The 21,701-nt window shown below is 60.3% G+C and carries 20 protein-coding genes; 13 read left to right on the top strand and 7 right to left on the bottom strand.

Translation table 11 applies throughout. The features are described 5' to 3' along the window. Positions 1–5 precede the first annotated feature (5 nt). Positions 6–923 carry a ribonuclease BN gene (gene rbn, locus ACQG1Y_RS15710; protein ID WP_015572275.1) on the bottom strand — a complete coding sequence of 306 codons (918 nt, stop codon included), beginning with the start codon at positions 921–923 and terminating at the stop codon, positions 6–8. 71 nt (positions 924–994) lie between these two features. Between rbn and ACQG1Y_RS15705 the strand changes: the two genes are divergently transcribed. The 8 genes from ACQG1Y_RS15705 (at position 995) to menE (ending at position 8,906) form a co-directional block, all read left to right on the top strand. After that, positions 995–1,459, top strand: coding sequence for a GNAT family N-acetyltransferase (locus tag ACQG1Y_RS15705; protein WP_368740627.1), 465 nt, complete (start codon positions 995–997; stop codon positions 1,457–1,459). A 50-nt stretch (positions 1,460–1,509) separates the two neighbouring features. Continuing rightward, positions 1,510–1,815: a stress response protein ElaB gene (gene elaB / locus ACQG1Y_RS15700; protein WP_017693006.1), complete on the top strand. Its 306-nt coding sequence runs from the start codon at positions 1,510–1,512 to the stop codon at positions 1,813–1,815. Positions 1,816–1,901: 86 nt separating this feature from the next. Then, positions 1,902–3,197 (top strand): isochorismate synthase MenF, encoded by a 1,296-nt coding sequence (gene menF / locus ACQG1Y_RS15695; protein WP_316374294.1) that lies wholly within the window; start codon positions 1,902–1,904, stop codon positions 3,195–3,197. Between the two features lie 88 nt (positions 3,198–3,285). After that, a complete protein-coding gene (gene menD, locus ACQG1Y_RS15690; protein ID WP_045347871.1) occupies positions 3,286–4,956 on the top strand; it encodes a 2-succinyl-5-enolpyruvyl-6-hydroxy-3-cyclohexene-1-carboxylic-acid synthase in 1,671 nt (556 codons plus the stop codon). Further along, complete coding sequence (gene menH, locus ACQG1Y_RS15685) at positions 4,953–5,729, top strand: 2-succinyl-6-hydroxy-2,4-cyclohexadiene-1-carboxylate synthase (RefSeq protein ID WP_368740629.1); 777 nt, start codon at positions 4,953–4,955, stop codon at positions 5,727–5,729. Before menD ends, menH begins: the two co-directional genes overlap by 4 nt. Further along, positions 5,726–6,583 (top strand): 1,4-dihydroxy-2-naphthoyl-CoA synthase, encoded by an 858-nt coding sequence (menB, locus tag ACQG1Y_RS15680; protein WP_003859452.1) that lies wholly within the window; start codon positions 5,726–5,728, stop codon positions 6,581–6,583. The genes menH and menB overlap by 4 nt, the downstream gene beginning before the upstream one ends. Beyond that, the gene (gene menC / locus ACQG1Y_RS15675) at positions 6,583–7,548 is read left to right on the top strand and encodes an o-succinylbenzoate synthase (protein WP_062938275.1); all 966 of its coding nucleotides are present in this window, start codon (positions 6,583–6,585) and stop codon (positions 7,546–7,548) included. Before menB ends, menC begins: the two co-directional genes overlap by 1 nt. After that, complete coding sequence (gene menE / locus ACQG1Y_RS15670; RefSeq protein WP_032654327.1) at positions 7,545–8,906, top strand: o-succinylbenzoate--CoA ligase; 1,362 nt, start codon at positions 7,545–7,547, stop codon at positions 8,904–8,906. The genes menC and menE overlap by 4 nt, the downstream gene beginning before the upstream one ends. Here the strand turns inward: menE and ACQG1Y_RS15665 are convergent, their stop codons facing one another. The 3 genes from ACQG1Y_RS15665 to ACQG1Y_RS15655 are packed head-to-tail and all read right to left on the bottom strand — an operon-like array spanning position 8,907 to position 11,856. Further along, the gene (locus ACQG1Y_RS15665; protein WP_015572280.1) at positions 8,907–10,421 is read right to left on the bottom strand and encodes a tripartite tricarboxylate transporter permease; all 1,515 of its coding nucleotides are present in this window, start codon (positions 10,419–10,421) and stop codon (positions 8,907–8,909) included. Between the two features lie 11 nt (positions 10,422–10,432). Continuing rightward, on the bottom strand, positions 10,433–10,864 hold the full coding sequence (locus ACQG1Y_RS15660; protein ID WP_047741417.1) for a tripartite tricarboxylate transporter TctB family protein: 432 nt from the start codon (positions 10,862–10,864) through the stop codon (positions 10,433–10,435). An 11-nt stretch (positions 10,865–10,875) separates the two neighbouring features. After that, positions 10,876–11,856, bottom strand: a complete 981-nt coding sequence (locus ACQG1Y_RS15655; RefSeq protein WP_006811363.1) for a Bug family tripartite tricarboxylate transporter substrate binding protein — start codon at positions 11,854–11,856, stop codon at positions 10,876–10,878. A gap of 152 nt (positions 11,857–12,008) precedes the next feature. Here ACQG1Y_RS15655 and tctD point away from each other — a divergent pair, with 152 nt between their 5' ends. The 4 genes from tctD (at position 12,009) to ACQG1Y_RS15635 (ending at position 16,044) form a co-directional block, all read left to right on the top strand. After that, positions 12,009–12,683, top strand: a complete 675-nt coding sequence (gene tctD, locus ACQG1Y_RS15650; RefSeq protein WP_006811361.1) for a transcriptional regulator TctD — start codon at positions 12,009–12,011, stop codon at positions 12,681–12,683. After that, positions 12,670–14,079, top strand: coding sequence for a sensor histidine kinase (locus ACQG1Y_RS15645; RefSeq protein ID WP_032654323.1), 1,410 nt, complete (start codon positions 12,670–12,672; stop codon positions 14,077–14,079). Before tctD ends, ACQG1Y_RS15645 begins: the two co-directional genes overlap by 14 nt. 128 nt (positions 14,080–14,207) lie before the next feature. After that, positions 14,208–14,750, top strand: a complete 543-nt coding sequence (locus tag ACQG1Y_RS15640) for a YfaZ family outer membrane protein (protein ID WP_017383419.1) — start codon at positions 14,208–14,210, stop codon at positions 14,748–14,750. Between the two features lie 94 nt (positions 14,751–14,844). Then, entirely contained in the window at positions 14,845–16,044 is a 1,200-nt protein-coding gene (locus tag ACQG1Y_RS15635; RefSeq protein ID WP_017383418.1) for a nicotinamide mononucleotide deamidase-related protein YfaY, read from the top strand. A 31-nt stretch (positions 16,045–16,075) separates the two neighbouring features. On the opposite strand, the gene glpC is transcribed toward ACQG1Y_RS15635, so the two are convergent. The 3 genes from glpC to glpA are packed head-to-tail and all read right to left on the bottom strand — an operon-like array spanning position 16,076 to position 20,098. Next, a complete protein-coding gene (gene glpC, locus ACQG1Y_RS15630; protein ID WP_368740631.1) occupies positions 16,076–17,266 on the bottom strand; it encodes an anaerobic glycerol-3-phosphate dehydrogenase subunit GlpC in 1,191 nt (396 codons plus the stop codon). Further along, positions 17,263–18,480, bottom strand: coding sequence for a glycerol-3-phosphate dehydrogenase subunit GlpB (gene glpB / locus ACQG1Y_RS15625; protein WP_368740632.1), 1,218 nt, complete (start codon positions 18,478–18,480; stop codon positions 17,263–17,265). The genes glpC and glpB overlap by 4 nt, the downstream gene beginning before the upstream one ends. Continuing rightward, positions 18,470–20,098, bottom strand: a complete 1,629-nt coding sequence (gene glpA, locus ACQG1Y_RS15620) for an anaerobic glycerol-3-phosphate dehydrogenase subunit A (RefSeq protein WP_062938276.1) — start codon at positions 20,096–20,098, stop codon at positions 18,470–18,472. Before glpA ends, glpB begins: the two co-directional genes overlap by 11 nt. A 250-nt stretch (positions 20,099–20,348) precedes the next feature. Here glpA and glpT point away from each other — a divergent pair, with 250 nt between their 5' ends. Continuing rightward, positions 20,349–21,701 carry a glycerol-3-phosphate transporter gene (gene glpT, locus ACQG1Y_RS15615; protein WP_003859423.1) on the top strand — a complete coding sequence of 451 codons (1,353 nt, stop codon included), beginning with the start codon at positions 20,349–20,351 and terminating at the stop codon, positions 21,699–21,701.

Below are 21,701 nucleotides of genomic sequence, written 5' to 3'. Positions count from 1 at the left end.
AAGGACTAAACGCTGACCTGAGCAAAATCTTCCGCCAGCTCGCATGCCGGAAATACTTCCCGGCACTCTGCCAGCAGGCTTTCAGCGCCGCGGACGTCATAGCGTGAGCTGACGTGAGTAACAATCAGTTTCCGGACGCCAGCCTCACGTGCCAGCTGCGCCGCCTGACGCGTAGAGCTGTGCCCCCGGCTGTTGGCTTTTTCTTCCATCGCCGCTTCCAGCGTCGCCTCATGCACCATCACATCTACACCTCTGGCAAGCCTGAGCGCCGAAGGGCAGGGGGCGGTATCCCCAAAAATAGCCAGTTTTTTGCCCGGCTGCGGTGGGGCGAGGTAATCCTGACCGTTGATGACGCGCCCGTCTTCCAGCGTGACGGTCTCGCCGTGCTTCAGACGCTGGAACAGCGGGCCTGGTTTCACCCCATCAGCCTGCAACGCGGCGGCGTTCAGCGCCCCGGGCTTGTCATGCTCCTCAACGCGATAGCCGTAGCATTCCACCGGATGGTTAAGCGGGTAAGCGCGCACCAGGTAATCTCCGTCATCGAACACCAGACCCTCGCCGATCTCTAACACCTCCAGCGGATAATCGGTCCACGAGCCGCTCAGGCGCAGCGTGGTTTCAACGAATTCCTGAATACCCGCGGGGCCATAAATGGTCAGCGGGTTAGCGTTACCGGCCATCGAACGGCTGCACAGCAGGCCCGGCAGGCCAAACAGATGGTCGCCGTGCAGATGGGTGATAAATATTTTATCCACTTTCCCCGGGTGGTATGAGGTATGCAGCAGCTGATGTTGCGTACCCTCGCCGCAGTCAAACAGCCACAGCCCACCGCGGGTAGGATGCTTAAGATCCAGCAGAATCGCCGTCACGTTTCGTGAGCGGGTTGGCACCCCGGCGGACGTACCCAGAAAAATCAGTTCCATAACGCAATCAGCCCTTTGCCGAATGGGAAGGGGTTTAGTATAACGTGATGAACACCAGGAAGGAGAAACACATGATCCAGTGGCAAGATCTACACCACAGCGAACTGACCGTGCATTCACTCTACGCCCTGCTCAAGCTGCGCTGCGAAGTCTTTGTGGTTGAACAAACCTGCCCGTATCAGGATATCGACGGCGATGACCTGATCGGCGAGAACCGGCACATCCTCGGCTGGCGCGATAACGAGCTGGTGGCGTATGCGAGGATTCTGAAAAGCGAAGAGGATTTTGACCCTGTAGTCATTGGCCGCGTCATTATCAGCGGCCGCGCGCGCGGTGAAAAGCTGGGCTATCAGCTGATGGAAAAAACGCTGGACGCATGCCAGAAACAGTGGCCGGACAAGGCGTTATACCTGGGCGCGCAGGCGCATTTGCAATCATTCTATGGCCATTTTGGTTTTACCCCGGTCACGGACATTTACGACGAAGACGGCATCCCACACATCGGCATAGCACGCGAAGCGAAACAGGCGCAATAGCAATACGTTGTCTATAGTTAGCGGACTGGTGTACTAACATGGAGAAAAATATGTCATTTCAATCCTGGGATACCCGAGTCGACGACGACCTGACGCTGCTAAGCGAAACGCTGGAAGAAGTGCTGCGCTCTTCAGGCGATCCTGCCGATCAGAAGTACATTGAGCTCAAAGCCCGCGCCGAGCAGGCGCTGCATGACGTGAAAAACCGCGTCAGTAACGCATCCGACAATTACTACTACCGCGCCAAGCAGGCGGTTTATCGTGCTGACGATTATGTGCATGAAAAACCGTGGCAGGGCATTGGGGTCGGTGCGGCCGTAGGGCTGGTGCTGGGTCTGCTGTTAGCCCGTCGTTAAGCCGGTAAACCACTCCCTACACGTGGGTACTGCTATTTATCGTCAGTACCCCGTATAATATAAGGCTTTAACAGGGAGAGGTTCGCGTGCACTCGATTTTCCTCGCGTTGCAAAGCCTGCGTACTCAGCTTGCGCTAGCATTGCCAGCTACACCCGGTTTACGCCATTTCGATGTCTCTTTCCCGTTAAACGACGCCTTCGATCCGCTGGCCTGGCTCGGTGTGCAGCGATGCTATCCTCAGTTTTACTGGCAACAGCGCAGCGGTGATGAAGAACTTGCCGCGCTCGGAAGCCTCGCCCATTTCGATTCTCTGGCCTCTGCCTCGCGGTTTTTGCACACCCACGACGTAGCCAATGACACCCGTATCTGCGGCCTGAACGCCTTCAACCCGGCGCAGGGCAAGTTGTTTTTACCGCGCCTTCTCTGGCGACGGTCTGGCGGGGTCGCCACGCTGCGTCTGCAACTGTGGAGCGAAACGTCGCTGCGGGAAGATGCCCGTGAGGCGCTGAATTTTGTCGATAACCTGTGCGACGCCGCGCCGATCCGCCCGTTGTCCGTGCAGATTGTGCAGGAAACCCATCATCCGGAAAAACCGGAATGGCTGGCGTTGATTCGTCAGGCGACGGATACCCTTGCTCGCGGCGATTTTGAGAAAGTGGTCCTCGCACGTGCTACAGACGTGCATTGCCAGCAGCCCGTGAACGCCATCGCGCTGATGGCTGCCAGCCGCGCGCTAAACCTCAACTGCTATCATTTTTGTATGGTCTTTGACGCCAGCAACGCGTTCCTCGGCTCGACGCCCGAACGCCTGTGGCGGCGACGCGGCACGCTGCTGCGTACTGAAGCGCTGGCAGGCACCGTCGCCAGCCATTCTGACGATAAGCAGGCCCAGCGTCTGGGCGACTGGCTGATGAATGACGACAAAAATCAGCGGGAAAATATGCTGGTGGTGGAAGATATCTGCCAGCGTCTTCAGCACCATACCCGGACGCTGGAGATCCTGCCTGCGCAGGTGCTGCGTCTGCGCAAGGTGCAGCATTTACGTCGCTGTATCTGGACCGAACTTAAACAGCCTGACGACGAGCAGTGCCTGCATATTCTGCAACCGACGGCGGCGGTGGCCGGGCTGCCGCGACAGGCGGCGCGAGAATTTATTGCGAAAGTGGAGCCGTTTGACCGGGAGTGGTACGCCGGGTCGGCGGGCTATTTATCGCGCGATCAAAGCGAATTCTGTGTGGCATTACGCTCCGCCCGCGTTCACGACGCTGCGCTGCGTCTTTATGCGGGGGCGGGCATCGTCAGCGGCTCCGATCCGGAGCAGGAGTGGCAGGAGATCGAAAACAAGGCCGCCGGGCTGCGTTCCCTTCTCCTAAGGGATTAATACTGATTCGTGCAATCCCGATTCATATCAAAATTCTGACTTTTTCTATTATTTATACTGTGTCGCATTCTTGATACTGGACAATCTCATGTCAGTAAGTTCTTTTAACCGACGCTGGGCGGCGGTGATCCTTGAAGCCCTGACCCGTCATGGTGTCAGGCATGTGTGTATTGCCCCGGGCTCTCGCTCCACGCCGCTCACCCTTGCTGCCGCGGAAAACCGGGCTTTTATTCACCACACCCATTTTGATGAGCGGGGTCTGGGCCATCTGGCGCTCGGGCTGGCGAAAGTCAGCAAAGCGCCCGTGGCGGTGATAGTCACCTCCGGCACGGCGGTGGCGAACCTGTATCCGGCGCTGATAGAAGCGGGATTAACCGGCGAAAAGCTGATTTTACTCACTGCCGACCGTCCCCCGGAACTTATTGACTGCGGTGCTAATCAGGCGATTCGTCAGCCTGGCATTTTTGCCTCGCATCCTTCACAGACGGTCTCGTTGCCGCGCCCCACCCAGGATATTCCCGCCAGCTGGCTGGTCTCAACCCTCGACCACGCCATGAACGCACTGCGCAGCGGCGGGCTGCACATTAACTGCCCGTTTGCCGAGCCGCTGTACGGTGAAATGAACGATACTGGCCTCGTCTGGCAACAGCAGCTGGGAGACTGGTGGGAGAGCGAAAAACCCTGGCTGCGCGAGCAGACGCATCTGGAAAGCGCAAAACAGCGCGACTGGTTCTTCTGGCGCCAGAAGCGCGGCGTGGTGATTGCCGGGCGGATGAGTGCGGCGGAAGGCAAGCTGGCGGCGGAGTGGGCTCAAACGCTTGGCTGGCCGCTGATTGGTGACGTGCTTTCCCAGACGGGTCAGCCGCTGCCCTGCGCCGACCTCTGGCTGGGTAACGCGAAAGCGGTTACCGAGCTGGCGCAGGCGCAGATTGTCGTCCAGCTGGGATCGAGCCTGACGGGGAAGCGTCTGCTCCAGTGGCAGGCCACCTGTACCCCAGAAGAGTACTGGCTGGTGGATCCGCTCGAAGGACGCCTTGACCCGGCGCACCATCGCGGCCGCCGTCTGGTGAGCAACATTGACAGCTGGCTGGAATTGCATCCGGCGGAAAAACGCAAACCCTGGGCGGTGGAGATCCCGGCGCTGTCACGTCAGGCGTGGGAACTCACCAAAACGCAGTGCGAGGCGTTCAGTGAAGCCGGGCTTGCGCACCGTATCCGCAAATATCTTCCCGAGCAGGGACAACTTTTTGTCGGTAACAGCCTGGTGGTGCGCCTGATTGACGCCTTTTCGCAGCTGCCGGCGGGTTATCCGGTGTACAGCAACCGGGGTGCGAGCGGCATTGACGGCCTGATCTCCACCGCCGCTGGCGTACAGCGGGCCAGCGCGAAATCCACGCTGGCGATTGTGGGGGATCTCTCAGCCCTCTACGATCTCAACGCGCTGGCGCTCCTGCGTCAGGCGTCGGCCCCGTTCGTGCTGATTGTTGTGAACAATAACGGCGGGCAGATTTTCTCGTTGCTGCCGACGCCGCAAAGCGAGCGTGAGCGCTTCTATCTGATGCCGCAAAACGTGCAGTTCGAACATGCCGCCGCCATGTTCAGCCTGAAGTACCATCGCCCGGAAAACTGGGACGCGCTGGAGACGGCGCTGAACACCGCCTGGCGGCAGCCTGGCGCGACGCTGATTGAGCTGGTGGTAAACGATGCTGACGGCGCGCAGAAGCTGCAACATCTGCTTGCGCAGGTGAGTCACCTGTGATCCTCGCAGGCGTCTCCCAGCCAGGAAAACCAGGCTACCCCTGGCTGGTTTTCCTGCACGGTTTTTCCGGCGACTGTCGCGAGTGGCAGGCTGTCGGGGCGTCGCTGCATGACTACCCCCGGCTCTACATTGACCTGCCCGGGCACGGTGGTTCAGCGGATACGGGCGTGACGGGGTTTGCAGAGGTAAGTGAATTGCTCTCGCATACCCTTGTTAGTTACAACATACTAAGATACTGGCTCGTGGGGTACTCCCTCGGCGGCCGCATTGCGATGTTCCATGCCTGTCAGCATCCTGCGGGGTTAGACGGGGTGATTGTGGAAGGTGGGCACCCGGGCCTGCAAGACGCCGATGCGCGCCAGGCCCGGCTGACCTCTGACCGCCATTGGGCATCACGGTTTTGCAGTGAGCCGCTGGAGGCCGTCTTTGCCGACTGGTATCAACAGCCGGTCTTTGCCTCACTTACGGATGATCAGCGCAGGGCGCTGATAGCGCTGCGCAGCCGGAACAACGGCCCGAGGCTGGCAGAGATGCTGGAGGCCACCTCGCTTGCCGTTCAGCCTGATTTACGTCCCGCGCTCATCGCGCGTGATTTTTCTTTTGACTATCTCTATGGCGAACGTGACGGGAAGTTTGCAGCTATCGCCGCTGAACTTAACGCCACGCGTCATGCTATCCCTCACGCCGGACACAACGCCCACCGGGACAACCCGGACGCGGTTGCCGCGAGTCTGGCTCAGATACTGCGTTATCGAACAAAGGACACGCTATGATCTATCCTGATGAACACATGCTTTACGCGCCGGTTGAATGGCAGGACTGCTCCGAAGGCTACACCGACATTCGTTACCACAAATCCGCCGATGGTATCGCCAAAATCACTATCAACCGTCCACAGGTGCGCAACGCGTTTCGTCCGTTGACCGTAAAAGAGATGATCCAGGCGCTGGCGGATGCCCGCTACGATGACACTATCGGCGTCATCATCCTCACCGGGGAAGGGGAGAAAGCCTTCTGCTCCGGCGGCGATCAGAAAGTCCGCGGTGACTACGGCGGATACCAGGATGATGCGGGCACGCACCACCTGAACGTGCTGGATTTCCAGCGCCAGATCCGCACCTGTCCAAAACCGGTGGTCGCGATGGTGGCAGGGTATTCCATCGGCGGCGGTCACGTGCTGCACATGATGTGTGACCTGACGATCGCGGCGGAAAATGCCATTTTCGGTCAGACCGGCCCGAAAGTCGGCTCTTTCGACGGCGGCTGGGGCGCGTCCTATATGGCGCGCATTGTCGGTCAGAAAAAAGCCCGCGAAATCTGGTTCCTGTGCCGTCAGTACAACGCCCAGGAAGCGCTGGATATGGGGCTGGTTAACACCGTGGTGCCGATCGCCGATCTGGAAAAAGAGACCGTGCGCTGGTGTCGCGAAATGCTGCAAAACAGCCCAATGGCGCTGCGCTGCCTGAAAGCGGCCCTCAACGCCGACTGTGACGGTCAGGCGGGCCTTCAGGAGCTGGCAGGTAACGCCACCATGCTGTTCTATATGACCGAAGAGGGTCAGGAAGGGCGCAACGCGTTCAACGAAAAACGCCAGCCAGACTTCAGCAAATACAAACGGAACCCGTAATGCGTTGCGCGCAGGTTTACCGCTGGCAGATACCGATGGACGCGGGCGTGGTGCTGCGTGAACGGCGGTTAAAAACCCGTGACGGCTTTTGCGTGCATCTCCGGCAGGGCGAGCGGGAAGGGTGGGGCGAAATCGCCCCGCTTCCGGGTTTTAGCCTGGAAACGCTGGACGAGGCGCAGGCTGCGCTGATGGCCTGGACGTACGAATGGCGTGAGGGAGCAGTTCCGGCGCTGCCGGACGTTCCTTCCGCCGCGTTCGGCATCAGCTGTGCGCTGGCAGAGCTGGACGGCAGTTTACCGGACGCGGCGAACTATCGCGCCGCGCCGCTCTGTACCGGCGATCCGGATGAACTTTTCGCGCTCCTTTCCGCGATGCCTGGCGAGAAGGTGGCGAAAATAAAGGTTGGCCTGTACGAAGCAGTGCGCGACGGAATGGTGGTTAACCTGTTACTGGAAGCCATTCCCGATCTGCACCTGCGCCTGGACGCCAACCGCGCCTGGACGCCGCTCAGGGCGCAACAGTTTGCGAAGTACGTCAACCCGGCGTACCGCAGCCGCATCGCGTTTCTTGAAGAGCCGTGCAAAACGCGCGACGACTCGCGCGCCTTTGCCCGGGAAACCGGCATTGCCATTGCCTGGGATGAGAGCCTGCGCGAAGCCGATTTCGCGTTTGCCGCCGAGCCGGGCGTCAGGGCCGTGGTGATTAAGCCAACGCTGACCGGCAGCCTCGACAAGGTGCGCGAGCAGGTTGCGGCGGCCCATGCCGCAGGGCTGACGGCGGTGATCAGTTCATCCATCGAATCCAGCCTCGGCCTGACGCAGCTGGCGCGCATCGCTGCATGGTTAACGCCGGACACCGTTCCCGGTCTCGATACGCTAAACCTGATGCAGGCCCAGCTGATTCGTCAGTGGCCTGGCAGCGCCTTGCCGTGCCTCGACGTCGGGGCGCTGGAGCCACTGCGATGAGTTTTACCGACTGGCCGTGGCGGCACTGGCGCACCCGGAGTGCCAATAAACCCGCGCTGCGTTTAGACGATATAACGCTCAGCTGGTCTCAGCTGGGCGAGCGTATCGATCGTCTCGCAGCCGGTTTTCAATCTCAGGGCGTTACGGACGGTGACGGCGTCATGCTGCTCGCCCACAACCACCCGCAGACCCTGCTGGCCTGGCTGGCGCTGCTTCAGTGCGGTGCCCGCATTTTGCCGGTGAACCCTCAGCTTCCCCGTCCGCTGCTGGACGTCCTCCTGCCGCAGATGACCCTGCGCTTTGCGCTGGTGCTTAACGGTGAGTATGACGGTCTGCCCGGTCTGGTATTAAGAGAGGGCGAGGGGCAGGGCGGCGTGACGTGGCGGGCAGAACGGCTGGCCTCAATGACGCTCACCTCTGGCTCCACCGGCTTGCCGAAAGCGGCGGTGCACACCTGTGCCGCCCACCTTGCCAGCGCAAAGGGCGTGCTGGCGCTGATGCCTTACGGCGGTAGCGATGACTGGCTGCTCTCTCTGCCGCTGTTTCACGTCTCCGGTCAGGGGATTTTGTGGCGCTGGTTGCAGGGCGGAGGCCGTCTCACCGTGCGTGAAAAACAGCCGCTGGAGCAGGCGCTACAGGGCTGTACCCACGCCTCGCTGGTGCCAACGCAGCTGTGGCGGCTGCTTAATTCACACCATCCCGTCGCTCTGAAAGCCGTGCTGCTCGGCGGGGCGGAAATCCCCGTTGCGCTGACCGAACAGGCGCGCGAGCAGGGGATCCGTACGTTCTGCGGCTACGGTCTGACCGAGTTCGCCTCCACCGTCTGCGCCAAAGAGGCCGACGGCGCGCCGGACGTGGGCAGCGCGCTGCCGGGCAGAGACGTTCAGGTGGTGAACGGTGAAGTCTGGATCCGGGCGGAAAGCATGGCGGCGGGCTACTGGCGAGACGGCGCATTATTGCCGCTGGTCAATGAGCAGGGCTGGTTCGCCACCCGCGATCGCGGCGAGTGGCATGACGGACGCCTGACCATTCTGGGCCGAATGGACAATCTCTTTTTCAGCGGCGGAGAAGGGATCCAGCCCGAAGCGCTGGAGCGCGTTATCGCCACGCATCCGCAGGTAAGCCAGGCGTTTGTCGTTCCGCTGGATGATGCCGAGTACGGGCAACGTCCGGTGGCGGTAGTGGAATGCGAGCCGGGCACGGATATCACGCTGCTGCCGGAGTGGGTTCAGGGCAGGCTGGCGCGCTTTGAGCAGCCGGTACACTGGCTGGCGCTGCCGTCAGAACTGAAAAATGGCGGGATTAAAATCTCCCGCCAGGCGTTAAAGCAGTGGGTCAATGCCCTGTTGAGGGGCTAATCAGCCGATATCCGGCTGCGGTTTGTGCTGGCGTCGGCGGATCCAGCGCAGCACCGGCGGCACGACAATCACCATAATCGCCATTGCCAGCAGGATCTTCGTCACGCTGCTCTCCCACAGGATCCCCATGTTGCCATTGCTGATGGAGAGGGCGCGGCGCAGGTTCTGCTCCAGCATTTCCCCCAGCACAAACCCTAAAATCAGCGGCGACATCGGGAAGTGCATCTTGCGCAGAATGTAGCCCAGCACGCCGAGCAGCACCATCAACACCAGGTCGAAGGTGGTGCTGTGCACCGCGTACACCCCAACCGCAGAGACGGCGGCGATGGCCGGGACCAGGAACCACAGGGGAATGGTCAGCATGCGGGTGAACAGGCCGATCAGCGGGATGTTCATTACCAGCAACATCACGTTGGCGATCAGCAGGGCGGCAATTAAACCCCAGACGATATCGGGCTGCTCGGTAAACATCGCCGGACCCGGGGTGATGTTATAGAGCGTCAGCGCGCCCATCATTACCGCCGTGGTGCCGGAGCCCGGCACGCCGAGGGTCAGCATCGGGATAAACGAGCCGCAGGCCGAGGCGTTATTCGCCGCCTCCGGCGCCGCCACGCCGCGGATATCGCCTTTGCCGAAGCTGTCGCTGTTACCGCTCAGCTTTTTCTCGGTCATGTAGGTGATAGCGCTGGCGATAGTAGCCCCCGCGCCGGGCAGAATGCCGACGAAGAAACCGATCACCGACGAACGCAGGGTGGCGCCAATACACTGCGCCCCCTCTTTGGCATTAAAGAGCATACGTCCGGTTTTACGCACCAGCGTCTGCCCGCTGCTGGTATGCTCCAGCATCAGTAAGATTTCTGAGACAGAAAACAGACCAATCACCACGACGATAAACTGCACGCCGTCGGAGAGATGAACGCTGTCGAAGGTAAAACGATAAACCCCGGTGTTGGCATCCACGCCGACGGTCGCCAGACTGAGGCCAATCAACGCAGACAAAAACGACTTCAGCGGATTCTGCGCCATCATGCTGCCGAGACAGGCGATGGCGAACACCATCAGGGCAAAATACTCGGCCGGACCAAACGCCAGCGACCACTGGGCCAGCGCCGGGGCGAAGAGGATGATGCCGCCAATGGCGATCATGGAGCCAAAGAACGAGCTGACGGCAGAAATAGAGAGCGCCACGCCGCCGCGCCCCTGCTGCGCCATCGGGTAGCCATCCAGCGCGGTCATAATGGCGGCGGCATCACCGGGCACGTTAAGCAGAATCGAGGAAATACGCCCCCCGTATTCGCAGCCGATATAGACCGTCGCCAGCAGGATCAGCGCCGATTCCGCAGGCAGGTGCAGCGCAAAGGCCAGCGGCAGTAAAATCGCCACGCCGTTGATAGGGCCAAGGCCCGGCAGCAGGCCGACGATGGTCCCGACGAAACAGCCGATCAGGGCGATCACCAGGTTTTCCGGGGTCATCGCTACCGCGAACCCCTGAGAGAGATAGATCCAGGTATCCATAGCGTGCTCCGTTAGTTAAACCATGCGCCGAGCGGCAGGGTCACGTCCAGCAGGCGGTCGAAGGCGTACCAGAGTAAAATGCCCAGTACGACCCCGGAGATCCCCGCCGCAGGCAGCGAGGCGTTAAACAGTATGCCAATCACCATCGTCAGCAGGGCGGTGGCAATCGGGAAGCCGAGCCACTCAAAGCCCGACGCATACATCAGCAGGACAATTACCATTACCAGCAGACGTTGCAGCGTACGGCGTGGCGGCCACTCCACGGTATCCGGATGGCGCAGCAGCAGCGCCACCGAGCAGAGCAGCATCAGGCCGACTATGCCGACGGGGAAGGGGCGTGGCCCCACGGGTTCATAGCTGTATTCGCTGTGGATCTGCCAGGCGACGAACATGCCGCCAATGCAGAGCAGCAGCCATATCCCGGCAAAAATGCGATCGCTCATAGCGCCTCCGGTTATTTCGCCAGACCAAAGGCTTTCGCCTGTTCTCGGTAGTCATTCACCTGTTTTTTGACATACTCGTCCAGCTGCTTGCCGTTCAGGTTAAACTCAAACAGCCCGCGCAGATCGCGCTGTTTTTTGAACTCCTCGGTTTGCTGAAGTTTTGCGAAGGTATCCACCCACCACTGGTACTCGGCGTCGGTCACTTTTGGCCCGACGAAGAAGCCGCGGATGATCGGCCAGACCAGGTTATAACCCTGCTCTTTAGCGGTTGGGACGTCTGCCAGCTGGCCCGGCAGACGGTTTTCCGAGAAGACCGCCAGCACGCGGATCTTATCCCCGCTCAGGTAGGGCACCATTTCGCTGAGATCGCCCGATACCGCCTGGACGTGATTGCCCATCAGCGCCGTCACCGGCTCGCCGCCGCCTTCAAAGGCCACGTAACGCATCTTGTGCGGATCCACTTTGGCCTGCTGCGCCAGCAGCGCGGCTTTCATCCAGTCCTGGCTGCCGATAGAGGCGCCCGCGCCAATGACCACGCTGTTCGGATCTTTTTCCATGGCGGTCAGCAGATCTTTCAGGGATTTCCATGGGGAGTCCGCGCGCACGGCGATCATGCCGTAATCGGTGCCTACGGTGGCGAGCCAGCGCACGTCATTCACGTCATAACGACCAAATTTCCCCTGCGACAGGTTTAGCAGCGAACCGCCGGAGAAGGCCACCACGGTGCCCGCTTCGGCAGGGCGCTGCGCGACGATGGCGTTATAGGCTACCGCGCCCACGCCGCCGGGCATGTAGGTGACGCGCATCGGTTTTTCAATGGCCTTCGTCTCCAGCAGGCTGACCTGAATCAGCTTACAGGTCAGGTCGAAGCCGCCGCCGGGTTTGGCCGGGGCGATACATTCGGTACGGGATGGCGCGTCCTGCGCCTGGACGACAGAGGCACTCAACAGCAATACGCTTGCAGCAAGGGTAGAAAGTAATTGTTTTTTCATCGTTTATCCTCACGCCGGAGAACCGGGAGTACGGGTACGGGTGTATTTTTTCTGATTATGTGAACCACCTTGTAGCGGTTCCGTTGCGTGATTGTTAAAACAATAACCTTTCATTTCCCTTTCACTGCGACACCAACTTTACAGGATGTGATATGCGTCTCTTACTGGCGGAAGATAATCGTGAGCTGGCTCACTGGCTGGAAAAAGCGCTGGTACAAAACGGATTTGCCGTGGATTGCGTCAACGATGGACGGGCGGCCGATCATCTTTTGCAGGGAGAAAACTATGCCGTCGCGATCCTTGATATCGGTATGCCCGGCTTCGACGGGCTGGAGGTGGTGCATCGCCTGAGAAAGCGCGGGCAGACGCTGCCGGTGCTGTTTCTTACCGCCCGCAGCAACGTGGCAGACAGGGTGAAGGGGCTGAATGCCGGGGCGGATGACTACCTGCCGAAACCGTTCGAGCTGGAGGAGCTTGATGCCCGCCTGCGCGCGCTGCTGCGCCGCAGCGAAGGACGAACCCAGGAGCGCCAGCGGCTGGGAGAGCTGGAGTACGATGATGAAGGCTTTTTTCTGCTGCGCGATGAACCCCTTTCCCTCACGCCGCGCGAACTCTCTTTGCTGAAGGTGCTGATGCACCGCCGGACCCGTCCCGTCTCCCGGCAACAGCTTTTCGACCAGGTATTCAGCCTGAACGACGACGTCAGCCCCGAGAGCATCGATCTCTATATTCACCGCCTGCGTAAGAAGCTGACCGGCAGCGGGGTGCGGATCATTACCCTCCGGGGGCTGGGCTACGTGCTGGAGTGCGGCGATGAGGTGGGTTAAGCCGCAGTCGCTTTACCTGCAACTTTTGCTTTTTCTGGGTTTGCCGCTGCTGCTGTTATGGGGGCTGTCAGCCTTTAACAGCTACGTTAGCGCGTTACAGGCGGCGACGCAGGCCTATGACCGCACGCTGTTATCCTCGGCGCGCACGGTGTCAGAGCGGCTGGTGGTGCACAACGGTAAACTCCAGGTGAACGTGCCCTGGGTCGTGCTCGACAGCTTCGAGCTGAACATGAACGATCGCCTCTATTACAAGGTCGTGGACCCTGACGGGCGGACGATCTCCGGCTACGACGATCTGCCGAATATGCCTCCCTCCACGTCGCGCACTACACACTATCCGGCGCTGGCGTGGTTTTATCATACCGAGTATCGCGGACAGGCGATCCGCGTGGCGAAGCTGCTCCAGCCGGTTAACGAGGACAGTGTGTTCGGGATGGCGGAGATCTACGTCGCCGAAACGTTGCAGTCGCGGCGCTATCTGGCCACTCAGCTGCTGTTTTCCTCGCTCGTGTCGCAGGGGCTGCTGGTGCTGCTGACGCTGGTCCTGACCGCGTGGCTGCTGCGTCGCGTGCTGCGCCCGATGCGGCAGCTCTCGTCCCTGATGGTGCGCCGTGAGCCGGGGCTGCTGGCTCCGCTGCCGGAGTTATTGCCCTGGTCGGAAACGCGGCTGCTGATTGTGGCATTTAACCGCTATATCGACAGGTTACGTGGCGTGCTTTCGCGGCAGGCGCGCTTTAACGCTGACGCCTCACACCAGCTCAAAACGCCGCTGGCGGTGCTGAAAACCCAGGTATCGGTTGCCCTGACGCGTAACGATCCGGCGCTGTGGCAGGAGAGCTTACGGGCGATGAACGTCACGCTGGATAACACCATCGTGCTGACGGAAAGGCTGTTGCAGCTTTCGGCGGTGAAGCGAAAAGAGCAGGGGGAGCGACAGTTTGCGCCTGTCGATCTGGTACAGGTGGTGCAAAACTGCTGCTTTTCCCGGCTGGCGCAGGCGCGCAGCAAGGGTATCGATCTCGGTTATGACGGCGTACAGCAGCCGGTAATGATTGAGGGGGATGACGTGTTGCTGGGCGAACTTTGCGCCAACCTGCTGGAGAACGCGATCAAATACACACCGGAGCAGGGCGTCGTGACGGTGTACCTGCGCACGGCTAACGATGCCGTTGAGCTGAGCGTGGAGGACAGCGGACCGGGCATTGCTGAAGACCAGATCTCCCAGGCCATGCTGCCGTTTCATCGGCTGGATAACGTGGGCGATGCCGCCGGGTCCGGCATTGGCCTGGCGCTGGCTAACGATATTGCCCGCCTGCACCGCAGCCATCTTCAGCTGATGCCCAGTGAAAATCTGGGTGGGCTGAGCGTGAAAATGCGCTTTCTGATGCTGGTATAAATGCCGATATTATCAAATCGTGACAAACTAATTGCCCGCCGCACGCGGAGTCCATTGATCACACAGGCAGTCAGGTTAAAATCTCGCGGTTTTGGACATCTCTGAATAAATTGTGCGGGATCACGACAATGAAAAAAGTGGCATTAATGGGCTTAAGCGGCCTGATGTTTGTTTCAGCAGCGGCAAACGCAATTTCCTTCAACGGCTCGGCGGGACAAGATTATACCCATCTGGGCTTTGGTCTTGGCACGGATAGCGCAGGCCTGGCAATGACCGGCGGCTGGACGCACAACGACGACGATGGGGATGCGGCAAGCCTGGGCCTCGGCTTCAACGTGCCGTTGGGTCCCTTCCTGGCGACCGTCGGCGGTAAAGGCATTTACACCAACCCGAACGACGGCGACGAAGGCTACGCGGCGGCAGTGGGTGGCGGCTTGCAGTGGAAAATTGGCGACAGCTTTGGCCTGTTCGGTGAGTACTACTACTCCCCGGATTCCCTCTCCAGCGGTATCGACAGCTATCAGGAAGCTAATGCCGGCGCGCGCTGGACCATCATGCGTCCGATCACCATCGAAGCGGGCTATCGCTATCTGAACCTGGCCGGTAAAGACGGCAACCGCGACAACGCCCTGGCAGACGGCCCGTACATTGGCGTGAGCGCCGGTTTCTAATCCTCTCGGCGCGGCGTTCAGTCGCGCCAGTTTCTCTCTTCCCCCGGTCTTCGATTGCGCTATAGTGTTTTGACCATTGAAATGGGAGAACACAATGATAAATGTGGAAATGTTATCCACTGGCGACGAAGTGCTGCATGGGCAAATCATTGATACCAATGCCGCCTGGCTCGCCGATCTCTTCTTTGAGCAAGGATTACCGTTAACGCGCCGCAACACCGTAGGTGACAATCTTGAGTCGCTGGTCAACGTTCTGCGCGAGCGCAGCGAACGCTGCGACGTGCTGATTGTGAACGGCGGGCTGGGACCCACCAGCGACGATCTCAGCGCGCTGGCCGCCGCCACGGCCAAAGGCGAAGGCCTGGTTCTGCACGAGGCGTGGCTGGCACAGATGGAGCGCTTTTTCTCCGGGCGTGGCCGCGTGATGGCCCCCAGCAACCGCAAGCAGGCAGAAATTCCCGCCAGCGCGGAACTGATTGATAACCCGGTCGGCACCGCCTGCGGGTTTGCCGTTCAGCTGAACCGCTGCCTGATGTTCTTCACCCCGGGCGTGCCGTCGGAATTTAAAGTGATGGTCGAGCAGCAGATCCTGCCGCGCCTGCGCGCGCGCTTTACGCTGCCTGAACCGCCGCTGTGCCTGCGTCTGACCACCTTTGGTCGCTCGGAAAGCGATCTGGCCCAGAGCCTCGATCACCTGCAACTGCCTCCTGGCGTGTCGATGGGCTATCGCTCCTCCATGCCGATTATTGAACTGAAGCTGACCGGACCGGCGTCAGAGAAAGCCGCCATGCTGGCGCTGTGGCCGGAAGTGCAGCGCGTCGCCGGGGAAAGCCTGATTTTCGAAGGAACGGAAGGGCTGCCGGCGCAGATCGCAGGGCATTTGCAGTCCCGCCAGCTGAGCGTGACGTTAAGCGAGCAGTTTACCGGTGGGCTTCTGGCGCTTCAGCTTACCCGGGCGGGTGCGCCGCTGCTGGCCAGTGAAGTGGTGCCGTTCCAGCAGGAGACGCTGGCGCAGACCGCGCGCTGGGCGTCCGAGCGCAGAGTGAAGCATTTCGCCGGGCTGGCGCTGTTTGTGGGCGGGCTGGATGAGGAGCATCTCAACTTTGCCCTTGCAACGCCGGAAGGGACGCACGCCCTGCGGGTCAGGATGAGCATTACCCGCCACAGCCTGGCCGTGCGTCAGGAGGTGTGCGCGATGATGGCGCTGAACATGCTGCGCCGCTGGCTGAACGGGAAAGAGGTCGCCAGCGAGCACGGCTGGATCAACGTCGTCGAATCGCTGTTCGTAGAGTGAGAGTGTGCCGGGGGCGTGTCCCCGGCAACGGTTACGCCAGCGCTTTTGCCAGCAAGGTAATGGGATGTTCACAGCGTTTGCTGGTGGACATCTCGATCTGCCACTTGCAGGTTTCACAGTCCGTCACCACGATATCTGCGCCGCTCTCTTCAATCTGCCGGAACAGCGGCGCGCCAATGGCCTGTGAGGTTGGGTAGTTTTCACGCTTGAAGCCGTAGGTGCCAGCGATGCCGCAGCAGCGTGAGTCCAGCACCGTCAGCTCCAGCCCCGGGATCAGCCGCAGCAGCTCAAGCGTATAGATCGACCAGCCCATCTTCTCCATATGACATGGCGTGTGATACACCACTTTCAGCGGCAATTTGCCCAGCGGTAACGTCTGACCGCTGTCCAGTTTGCGCCAGAGAAAACGGGTCGCCAGCTCAATGTGCTCGCGCAGGCCGGTGTTATCCACATCCAGCAGATGCGGATATTCATCGCGCAGCGTGAAGGTGCAGGTTGACGACGTCGCCAGTACCGGTATCCCTTTGTCGACGATCGCCTCGCGTAAAGAGGTGACGTTGCTGCTCGCCTGCTTGCGCGCTTTGTCGATGAAGCCGTTGGCAATCAGCGGAACGCCGCAGCACTTTTCTTTGCTCAGCAGCTGAACGCCCGTTCCCATGGCGTTCAGCACTTTCAGCAGGTCTTTCCCCAGCTGCGGATGGTTGTAGTTCACGTAGCAGCCGTGGAAGAAGGCGACCTGCTCAGCGAACTGCGCCTGTTCTGCCGCCACGGATTTATACCAGCGGCGGAAAGTGCCGTGAGAATATTTTGGCAGGCTGCGGTGGTGGTCGATTTTGAGCGTCGCATCCAGCAGCCTGCGCACCGGTTTCAGGGCGGTGGAGGCATTGACGACCGGCGCGAAAGGCGTCGAGAGGCTACCCATCAGATCGGTGTGGCTCAGTATCGCGTCACGCAGCGTCGGTTTTTGCGTACTGTAGCGGGCGCGGGCGCGCTGGATGATATCGCCTATTTTCACGTCCGACGGGCAGGCAACTTCGCAGCGTTTGCAGTTGATGCAGTATTTCAGCGCCTCGTCGTAGAGCGCGCCATCCTTCAGGCGCAGACGCTCCCCGTCGGGACCGGCCTGTTTCGGGCCGGGATAGCGCGGATCGACGCCGCTGACCGGGCAAACCGTGGTGCAGACCGTGCATTTGATACAGCTTTCAAATCGGGTGTCGTTCATTGTGCTCCCTCCCTGCGCTGGATAATCTGCTCCGCGACATGCAGCGCAGTGACGGCGCAGACGCCGCCACCGCAGCCCTGCGCCACGGGATCGTACCCGCCCAGAACCGAGCCGATGGCGTAAAGATTTTCAACCGGTTCCCCGCCCAGCCGCGGGCGCAGTTGGCTGTCGACGATCACGCCGAACTGCTGCCAGGGCTGCGGGGTGAAGAAATCGCTTTGATACCAGTCCGCGCGGGAAGCGCTTTGCCGGACGTCCAGACCGAGGATCGCCTCACGCACGCCATCCCGGCTGCTCAGCAGACCGTTGCTGAAGAAACTGCCGCTTGCCAGCACCGTAAAGCGTGCGTGAAGCGGGATGTCGCCGTGGTTGCGGGTCCAGATTTCGCTTACCGCGCCCTCAGCCAGGGTGATTTTTTTCACCTCGTCGCCTGCCATCCAGACGCCACCCTGGGCAACAAACTGACGCTGAAGCTGGGTGTGCAGACGAATGCCGGGCACGGAAGGGGGGAGCGTCGGCAGTAAACCGAGCGTACAGGGCAGGCGCGCCGAGAGCCAGCGCCAGAGCCGGTTGTCCGTTAAGCCAAAACAGGCGGGCATAAACAGGGCGTCGCAGGTCTCGCCGAGCGGTTGAAGCGCCGCGTACAGCTGCGGCCAGTAACTTTCATTATCCAGCAGGCGGGCAATGTTCACCGCACGAAACTCGCTGGGGTTTTCGCGCAGCACGTCGAGTTCGGGGAGATCAATCTCCGCCGTATCCACCTGAACACCCTGCTGTCTGAGAGACGCGGCGGCCAGATGCGGCTGGAAATCGAGGAAGCCGCTGATCCCCACCACCCGCACGCGCTCGGCAGCGATGGGGGCGACAGGCACCTCTTCCGGGCTAAGCCAGGCGGCGCGCAGGGTGCCGAGCGGCGTGACGCGCTGATGATTTTGCTCGGCGTCACCCTGCATGCGTGCGCCGCAGGTGGTGAGCAGGTGTTCGGTTTCGCAGGCAAAGCGGGCCATATTCTCTGCGCCCGTCAGGCGGTAGGGATGTTCAGGCGGCAGATCGGCGAACGATAGCGCGCCCAGTAAATCCAGCGAGCCGGAAGAGAAGTGCAGGGCACTCTGACCGCGAGTGACAATGGCGCAGCGCAGACCCCGCTGCGTCAGTTTGAGGCCGCACAGCAGGCCCGCCAGTCCCCCACCCACAATCACGGTATCAAATTTCATGGTTGTGCTCCTTCTCCAGACCGCAAAGCCCCTGATAGACCCAGCGGGTAAACTCGCTTTCGCGCAGGGCATCGCCCCAGGCGACGGGCTGAATGCCTTTCCAGCGCTCGTTTAAAAAATCGCTGAGCTGGGCAAGCGACTGGGTTGACGTGGTGGCGTGAAAACGTTGCAGCAGCCCGGCGGCACGGCAGGCGCACAGCTCCCCCTGACAGGTGCCCATCCCGACGCGCGTGCGGCGGCGTAAATCGAGCAGGTTGTTCACCGTCAGGTTTTCCACGGCATACTGCACCTCGCCTGCGGTCACGGCTTCGCATTCGCACACCAGGCTGCGGCTGAGTCGCCCTTCACCGAGCCAGGTTGGGGTGCGGTCGCCGTGGCGGTAAATCGCTGAACCGCGAAGCGGGGCAGGAAGTGAAATGATTTTGTGCAGCGTTTTTTCTGTCGATTGTTGCGAGCCGGGCAGAGCCTGTTCCGCCGTCACGCACGGTGCGGTGTTGCCGAGCTTACGGCAGATGGCATCGGTGGCCCACTGGGCCATCAGCCGATAGGTCATCAGCTTGCCGCCAGTAATGGTGATAAACCCGTCCATGCCGTCGCGTTCGGCGTGATCGAGCAGCACGATGCCGCGGCTGACGTTACGCCCGCTCGGATCGTTATCGCTGGCGACGAGGGGACGCACGCCCGCGTAGGCACGCAGAATACGCGTCTGCGCCATCACCGGGGCCAGCTTTTCCCCTTCGCGCAGCAGGATATCCACCTCTTCAGCGGTGACGCGGTTGTAATCAATTTCGCTGTAGTCCACATGCATTGAGGTCGTGCCGATTAACGAAATGGTGTCCCCCGGCACGAGGATATCGGCGTCAGACGGTTTACGGCAGCGGTTGATGACATGGTTATTGATGCGGTGGTCGAGGATCAGCAGCGAGCCTTTCGCCGGGAACATGCGCACCGACAGGTCCGCGTATTCCGCGATGCGCTGGCCCCAGATCCCCGCCGCGTTGACCACGACGGCGGCATACAGCTCGCGGTGTTCGTTGTACTGCGCATCAAACACGCGCACTCCGCGCACGGTATTACCTTCACGAATAAGCCCGGTGACGTGATGCCCGGTCAGGATCTGGGCGCCATGTTCCCGCGCGTCGAGCATATTGGCGGCGGTCAGGCGGAAAGGATCAACGGTTCCGTCCGGTACTTTTACCGCGCCCAGTAACGCCGGGTTTACCGAGGGTTCAAGACGGCGCGCCTGCGCAGGATCGATCGCCTCGGCCTGAATGCCTGCCGCCGTGCAGGCGGTGATAAAGGTTTGCTGAAAGCCGAGATCATCTTCGGGAAGGGTGATAAAAAGACCGTTGGTCGGTTCAACGCAGTGGCGGGCGATGCGCCTGAGGATCTGGTTTTCAGCGATACACTCGCGTGCTGACTCAGCGTCAGTGACCGCATAGCGGGCGCCGCTGTGCAACAGACCGTGATTACGTCCCGTCGCGCCGGTGGCGATATCGTGGCGTTCCAGAAGCGTGACGCTCAATCCCCGCAGGGCGCAGTCGCGTGCGATGCCGGCACCCGTCGCGCCACCGCCAATGATAATCACATCGCTGAAGCTTGGATCGTGAATTGTCATTGCCTTTCCTCTATGTTCGTTTTTTAGCATTTAGCCACATTGATCGTGTGGTTTGTTTGATTTCGAACATAAACGCGCGAAATTCGAAAGTGAAACGTGATTTCATGCGCTTTTTTGCGCATTCTGTCATATTTCTGTAACAATCTGTGCGTTGATTCACAGTAACATTCACCGTGATTTCTTAACATCGCCGCCTCTGTAGCCGGGCGCGAGATGCCCGGTCATTTTTTGAAAGGCCACGGAGGCTGTTATGCTCAGTATCTTTAAACCTGCGCCACATCGGGCGCGACTGCCAGAGGCAGAGATTGATCCTCTCTACCGCCGTCTGCGTTGGCAAATCTTCCTCGGGATCTTCTTCGGGTATGCAGCGTACTATCTGGTACGTAAAAACTTTGCGCTCGCCATGCCGTACCTGGTGGAGCAGGGCTTCTCTCGCGGCGATCTGGGATTTGCGCTGTCGGGGATCTCCATCGCGTACGGTTTTTCGAAGTTTATTATGGGGTCGGTGTCGGATCGTTCGAATCCGCGCGTGTTCCTGCCCGCCGGTCTGATCCTCGCGGCAGCGGTGATGCTGTTCATGGGCTTTGTGCCGTGGGCGACCTCCAGCATTGCCATCATGTTCGTGCTGCTGTTCCTCTGCGGCTGGTTCCAGGGGATGGGGTGGCCGCCATGCGGACGCACCATGGTTCACTGGTGGTCACAGAAAGAGCGTGGTGGAATTGTATCTGTGTGGAACTGCGCACATAACGTCGGGGGCGGGCTTCCGCCGCTGCTGTTCCTGCTGGGGATGGCCTGGTTCAACGACTGGCATGCCGCGCTCTATATGCCAGCCTTTGGCGCCATTCTGGTGGCGATTATCGCCTTCGCTCTGATGCGCGACACCCCACAGTCCTGCGGCCTGCCGCCGATTGAAGAGTACAAAAACGACTACCCGGATGATTACAGCGAGAAGCACGAAGAAGAGCTGACGGCAAAGCAGATCTTCATGAAGTATGTGCTGCCGAACAAGCTGCTGTGGTACATCGCGGTGGCGAACGTATTTGTCTACCTGCTGCGTTACGGCATTCTCGACTGGTCGCCAACCTACCTGAAAGAGGTGAAGCACTTCGCGCTGGATAAATCCTCCTGGGCCTATTTCCTGTATGAATACGCGGGCATTCCCGGCACGCTGATCTGTGGCTGGATGTCGGACAAAGTGTTTAAGGGCAACCGTGGGGCGACGGGCGTGTTCTTTATGACGCTGGTCACCATCGCGACGGTCGTTTACTGGCTAAACCCGCCGGGTAATCCGGGTGTGGATATGGCCTGTATGATCGTCATCGGCTTCCTGATTTATGGTCCGGTTATGCTGATTGGTCTGCATGCCCTGGAGCTGGCGCCGAAGAAAGCGGCAGGCACGGCGGCAGGCTTTACCGGTCTGTTTGGCTACCTCGGCGGTTCAGTGGCGGCAAGTGCCATCGTCGGTTACACCGTCGACTTCTTCGGCTGGGACGGCGGCTTTATGGTGATGATTGGCGGCAGCGTGCTGGCTGTTCTGCTGCTGGTTGTTGTGATGATTGGTGAAAAACGTCACCACGCCGAAGTGCTGGCGCGTCGTCAATAA

It is taken from the genome of Enterobacter cloacae complex sp. 397G4, assembly GCF_050031515.1.
GTDB classification, from domain to species: Bacteria; Pseudomonadota; Gammaproteobacteria; order Enterobacterales; family Enterobacteriaceae; genus Enterobacter; species Enterobacter hormaechei_C.
This window is presented reverse-complemented; position numbering and strand designations above follow the sequence as displayed.

Excerpts from the sequence above, each read along its gene's own strand:
- ACQG1Y_RS15635 (WP_017383418.1), top strand. The coding sequence starts at position 14,845 with ATGATAAATGTGGAAATGTTATCCACTGGCGACGAAGTGCTGCATGGG.
- ACQG1Y_RS15640 (WP_017383419.1), top strand. The coding sequence starts at position 14,208 with ATGAAAAAAGTGGCATTAATGGGCTTAAGCGGCCTGATGTTTGTTTCA.
- ACQG1Y_RS15705 (WP_368740627.1), top strand. The coding sequence starts at position 995 with ATGATCCAGTGGCAAGATCTACACCACAGCGAACTGACCGTGCATTCA.
- rbn (WP_015572275.1), bottom strand. The coding sequence starts at position 923 with ATGGAACTGATTTTTCTGGGTACGTCCGCCGGGGTGCCAACCCGCTCA.
- glpA (WP_062938276.1), bottom strand. The coding sequence starts at position 20,098 with ATGACAATTCACGATCCAAGCTTCAGCGATGTGATTATCATTGGCGGT.
- tctD (WP_006811361.1), top strand. The coding sequence starts at position 12,009 with ATGCGTCTCTTACTGGCGGAAGATAATCGTGAGCTGGCTCACTGGCTG.
- ACQG1Y_RS15660 (WP_047741417.1), bottom strand. The coding sequence starts at position 10,864 with ATGAGCGATCGCATTTTTGCCGGGATATGGCTGCTGCTCTGCATTGGC.
- elaB (WP_017693006.1), top strand. The coding sequence starts at position 1,510 with ATGTCATTTCAATCCTGGGATACCCGAGTCGACGACGACCTGACGCTG.
- ACQG1Y_RS15645 (WP_032654323.1), top strand. The coding sequence starts at position 12,670 with ATGAGGTGGGTTAAGCCGCAGTCGCTTTACCTGCAACTTTTGCTTTTT.
- glpB (WP_368740632.1), bottom strand. The coding sequence starts at position 18,480 with ATGAAATTTGATACCGTGATTGTGGGTGGGGGACTGGCGGGCCTGCTG.
- menE (WP_032654327.1), top strand. The coding sequence starts at position 7,545 with ATGAGTTTTACCGACTGGCCGTGGCGGCACTGGCGCACCCGGAGTGCC.
- ACQG1Y_RS15655 (WP_006811363.1), bottom strand. The coding sequence starts at position 11,856 with ATGAAAAAACAATTACTTTCTACCCTTGCTGCAAGCGTATTGCTGTTG.
- ACQG1Y_RS15665 (WP_015572280.1), bottom strand. The coding sequence starts at position 10,421 with ATGGATACCTGGATCTATCTCTCTCAGGGGTTCGCGGTAGCGATGACC.
- menC (WP_062938275.1), top strand. The coding sequence starts at position 6,583 with ATGCGTTGCGCGCAGGTTTACCGCTGGCAGATACCGATGGACGCGGGC.
- menD (WP_045347871.1), top strand. The coding sequence starts at position 3,286 with ATGTCAGTAAGTTCTTTTAACCGACGCTGGGCGGCGGTGATCCTTGAA.
- menB (WP_003859452.1), top strand. The coding sequence starts at position 5,726 with ATGATCTATCCTGATGAACACATGCTTTACGCGCCGGTTGAATGGCAG.
- glpT (WP_003859423.1), top strand. The coding sequence starts at position 20,349 with ATGCTCAGTATCTTTAAACCTGCGCCACATCGGGCGCGACTGCCAGAG.
- glpC (WP_368740631.1), bottom strand. The coding sequence starts at position 17,266 with ATGAACGACACCCGATTTGAAAGCTGTATCAAATGCACGGTCTGCACC.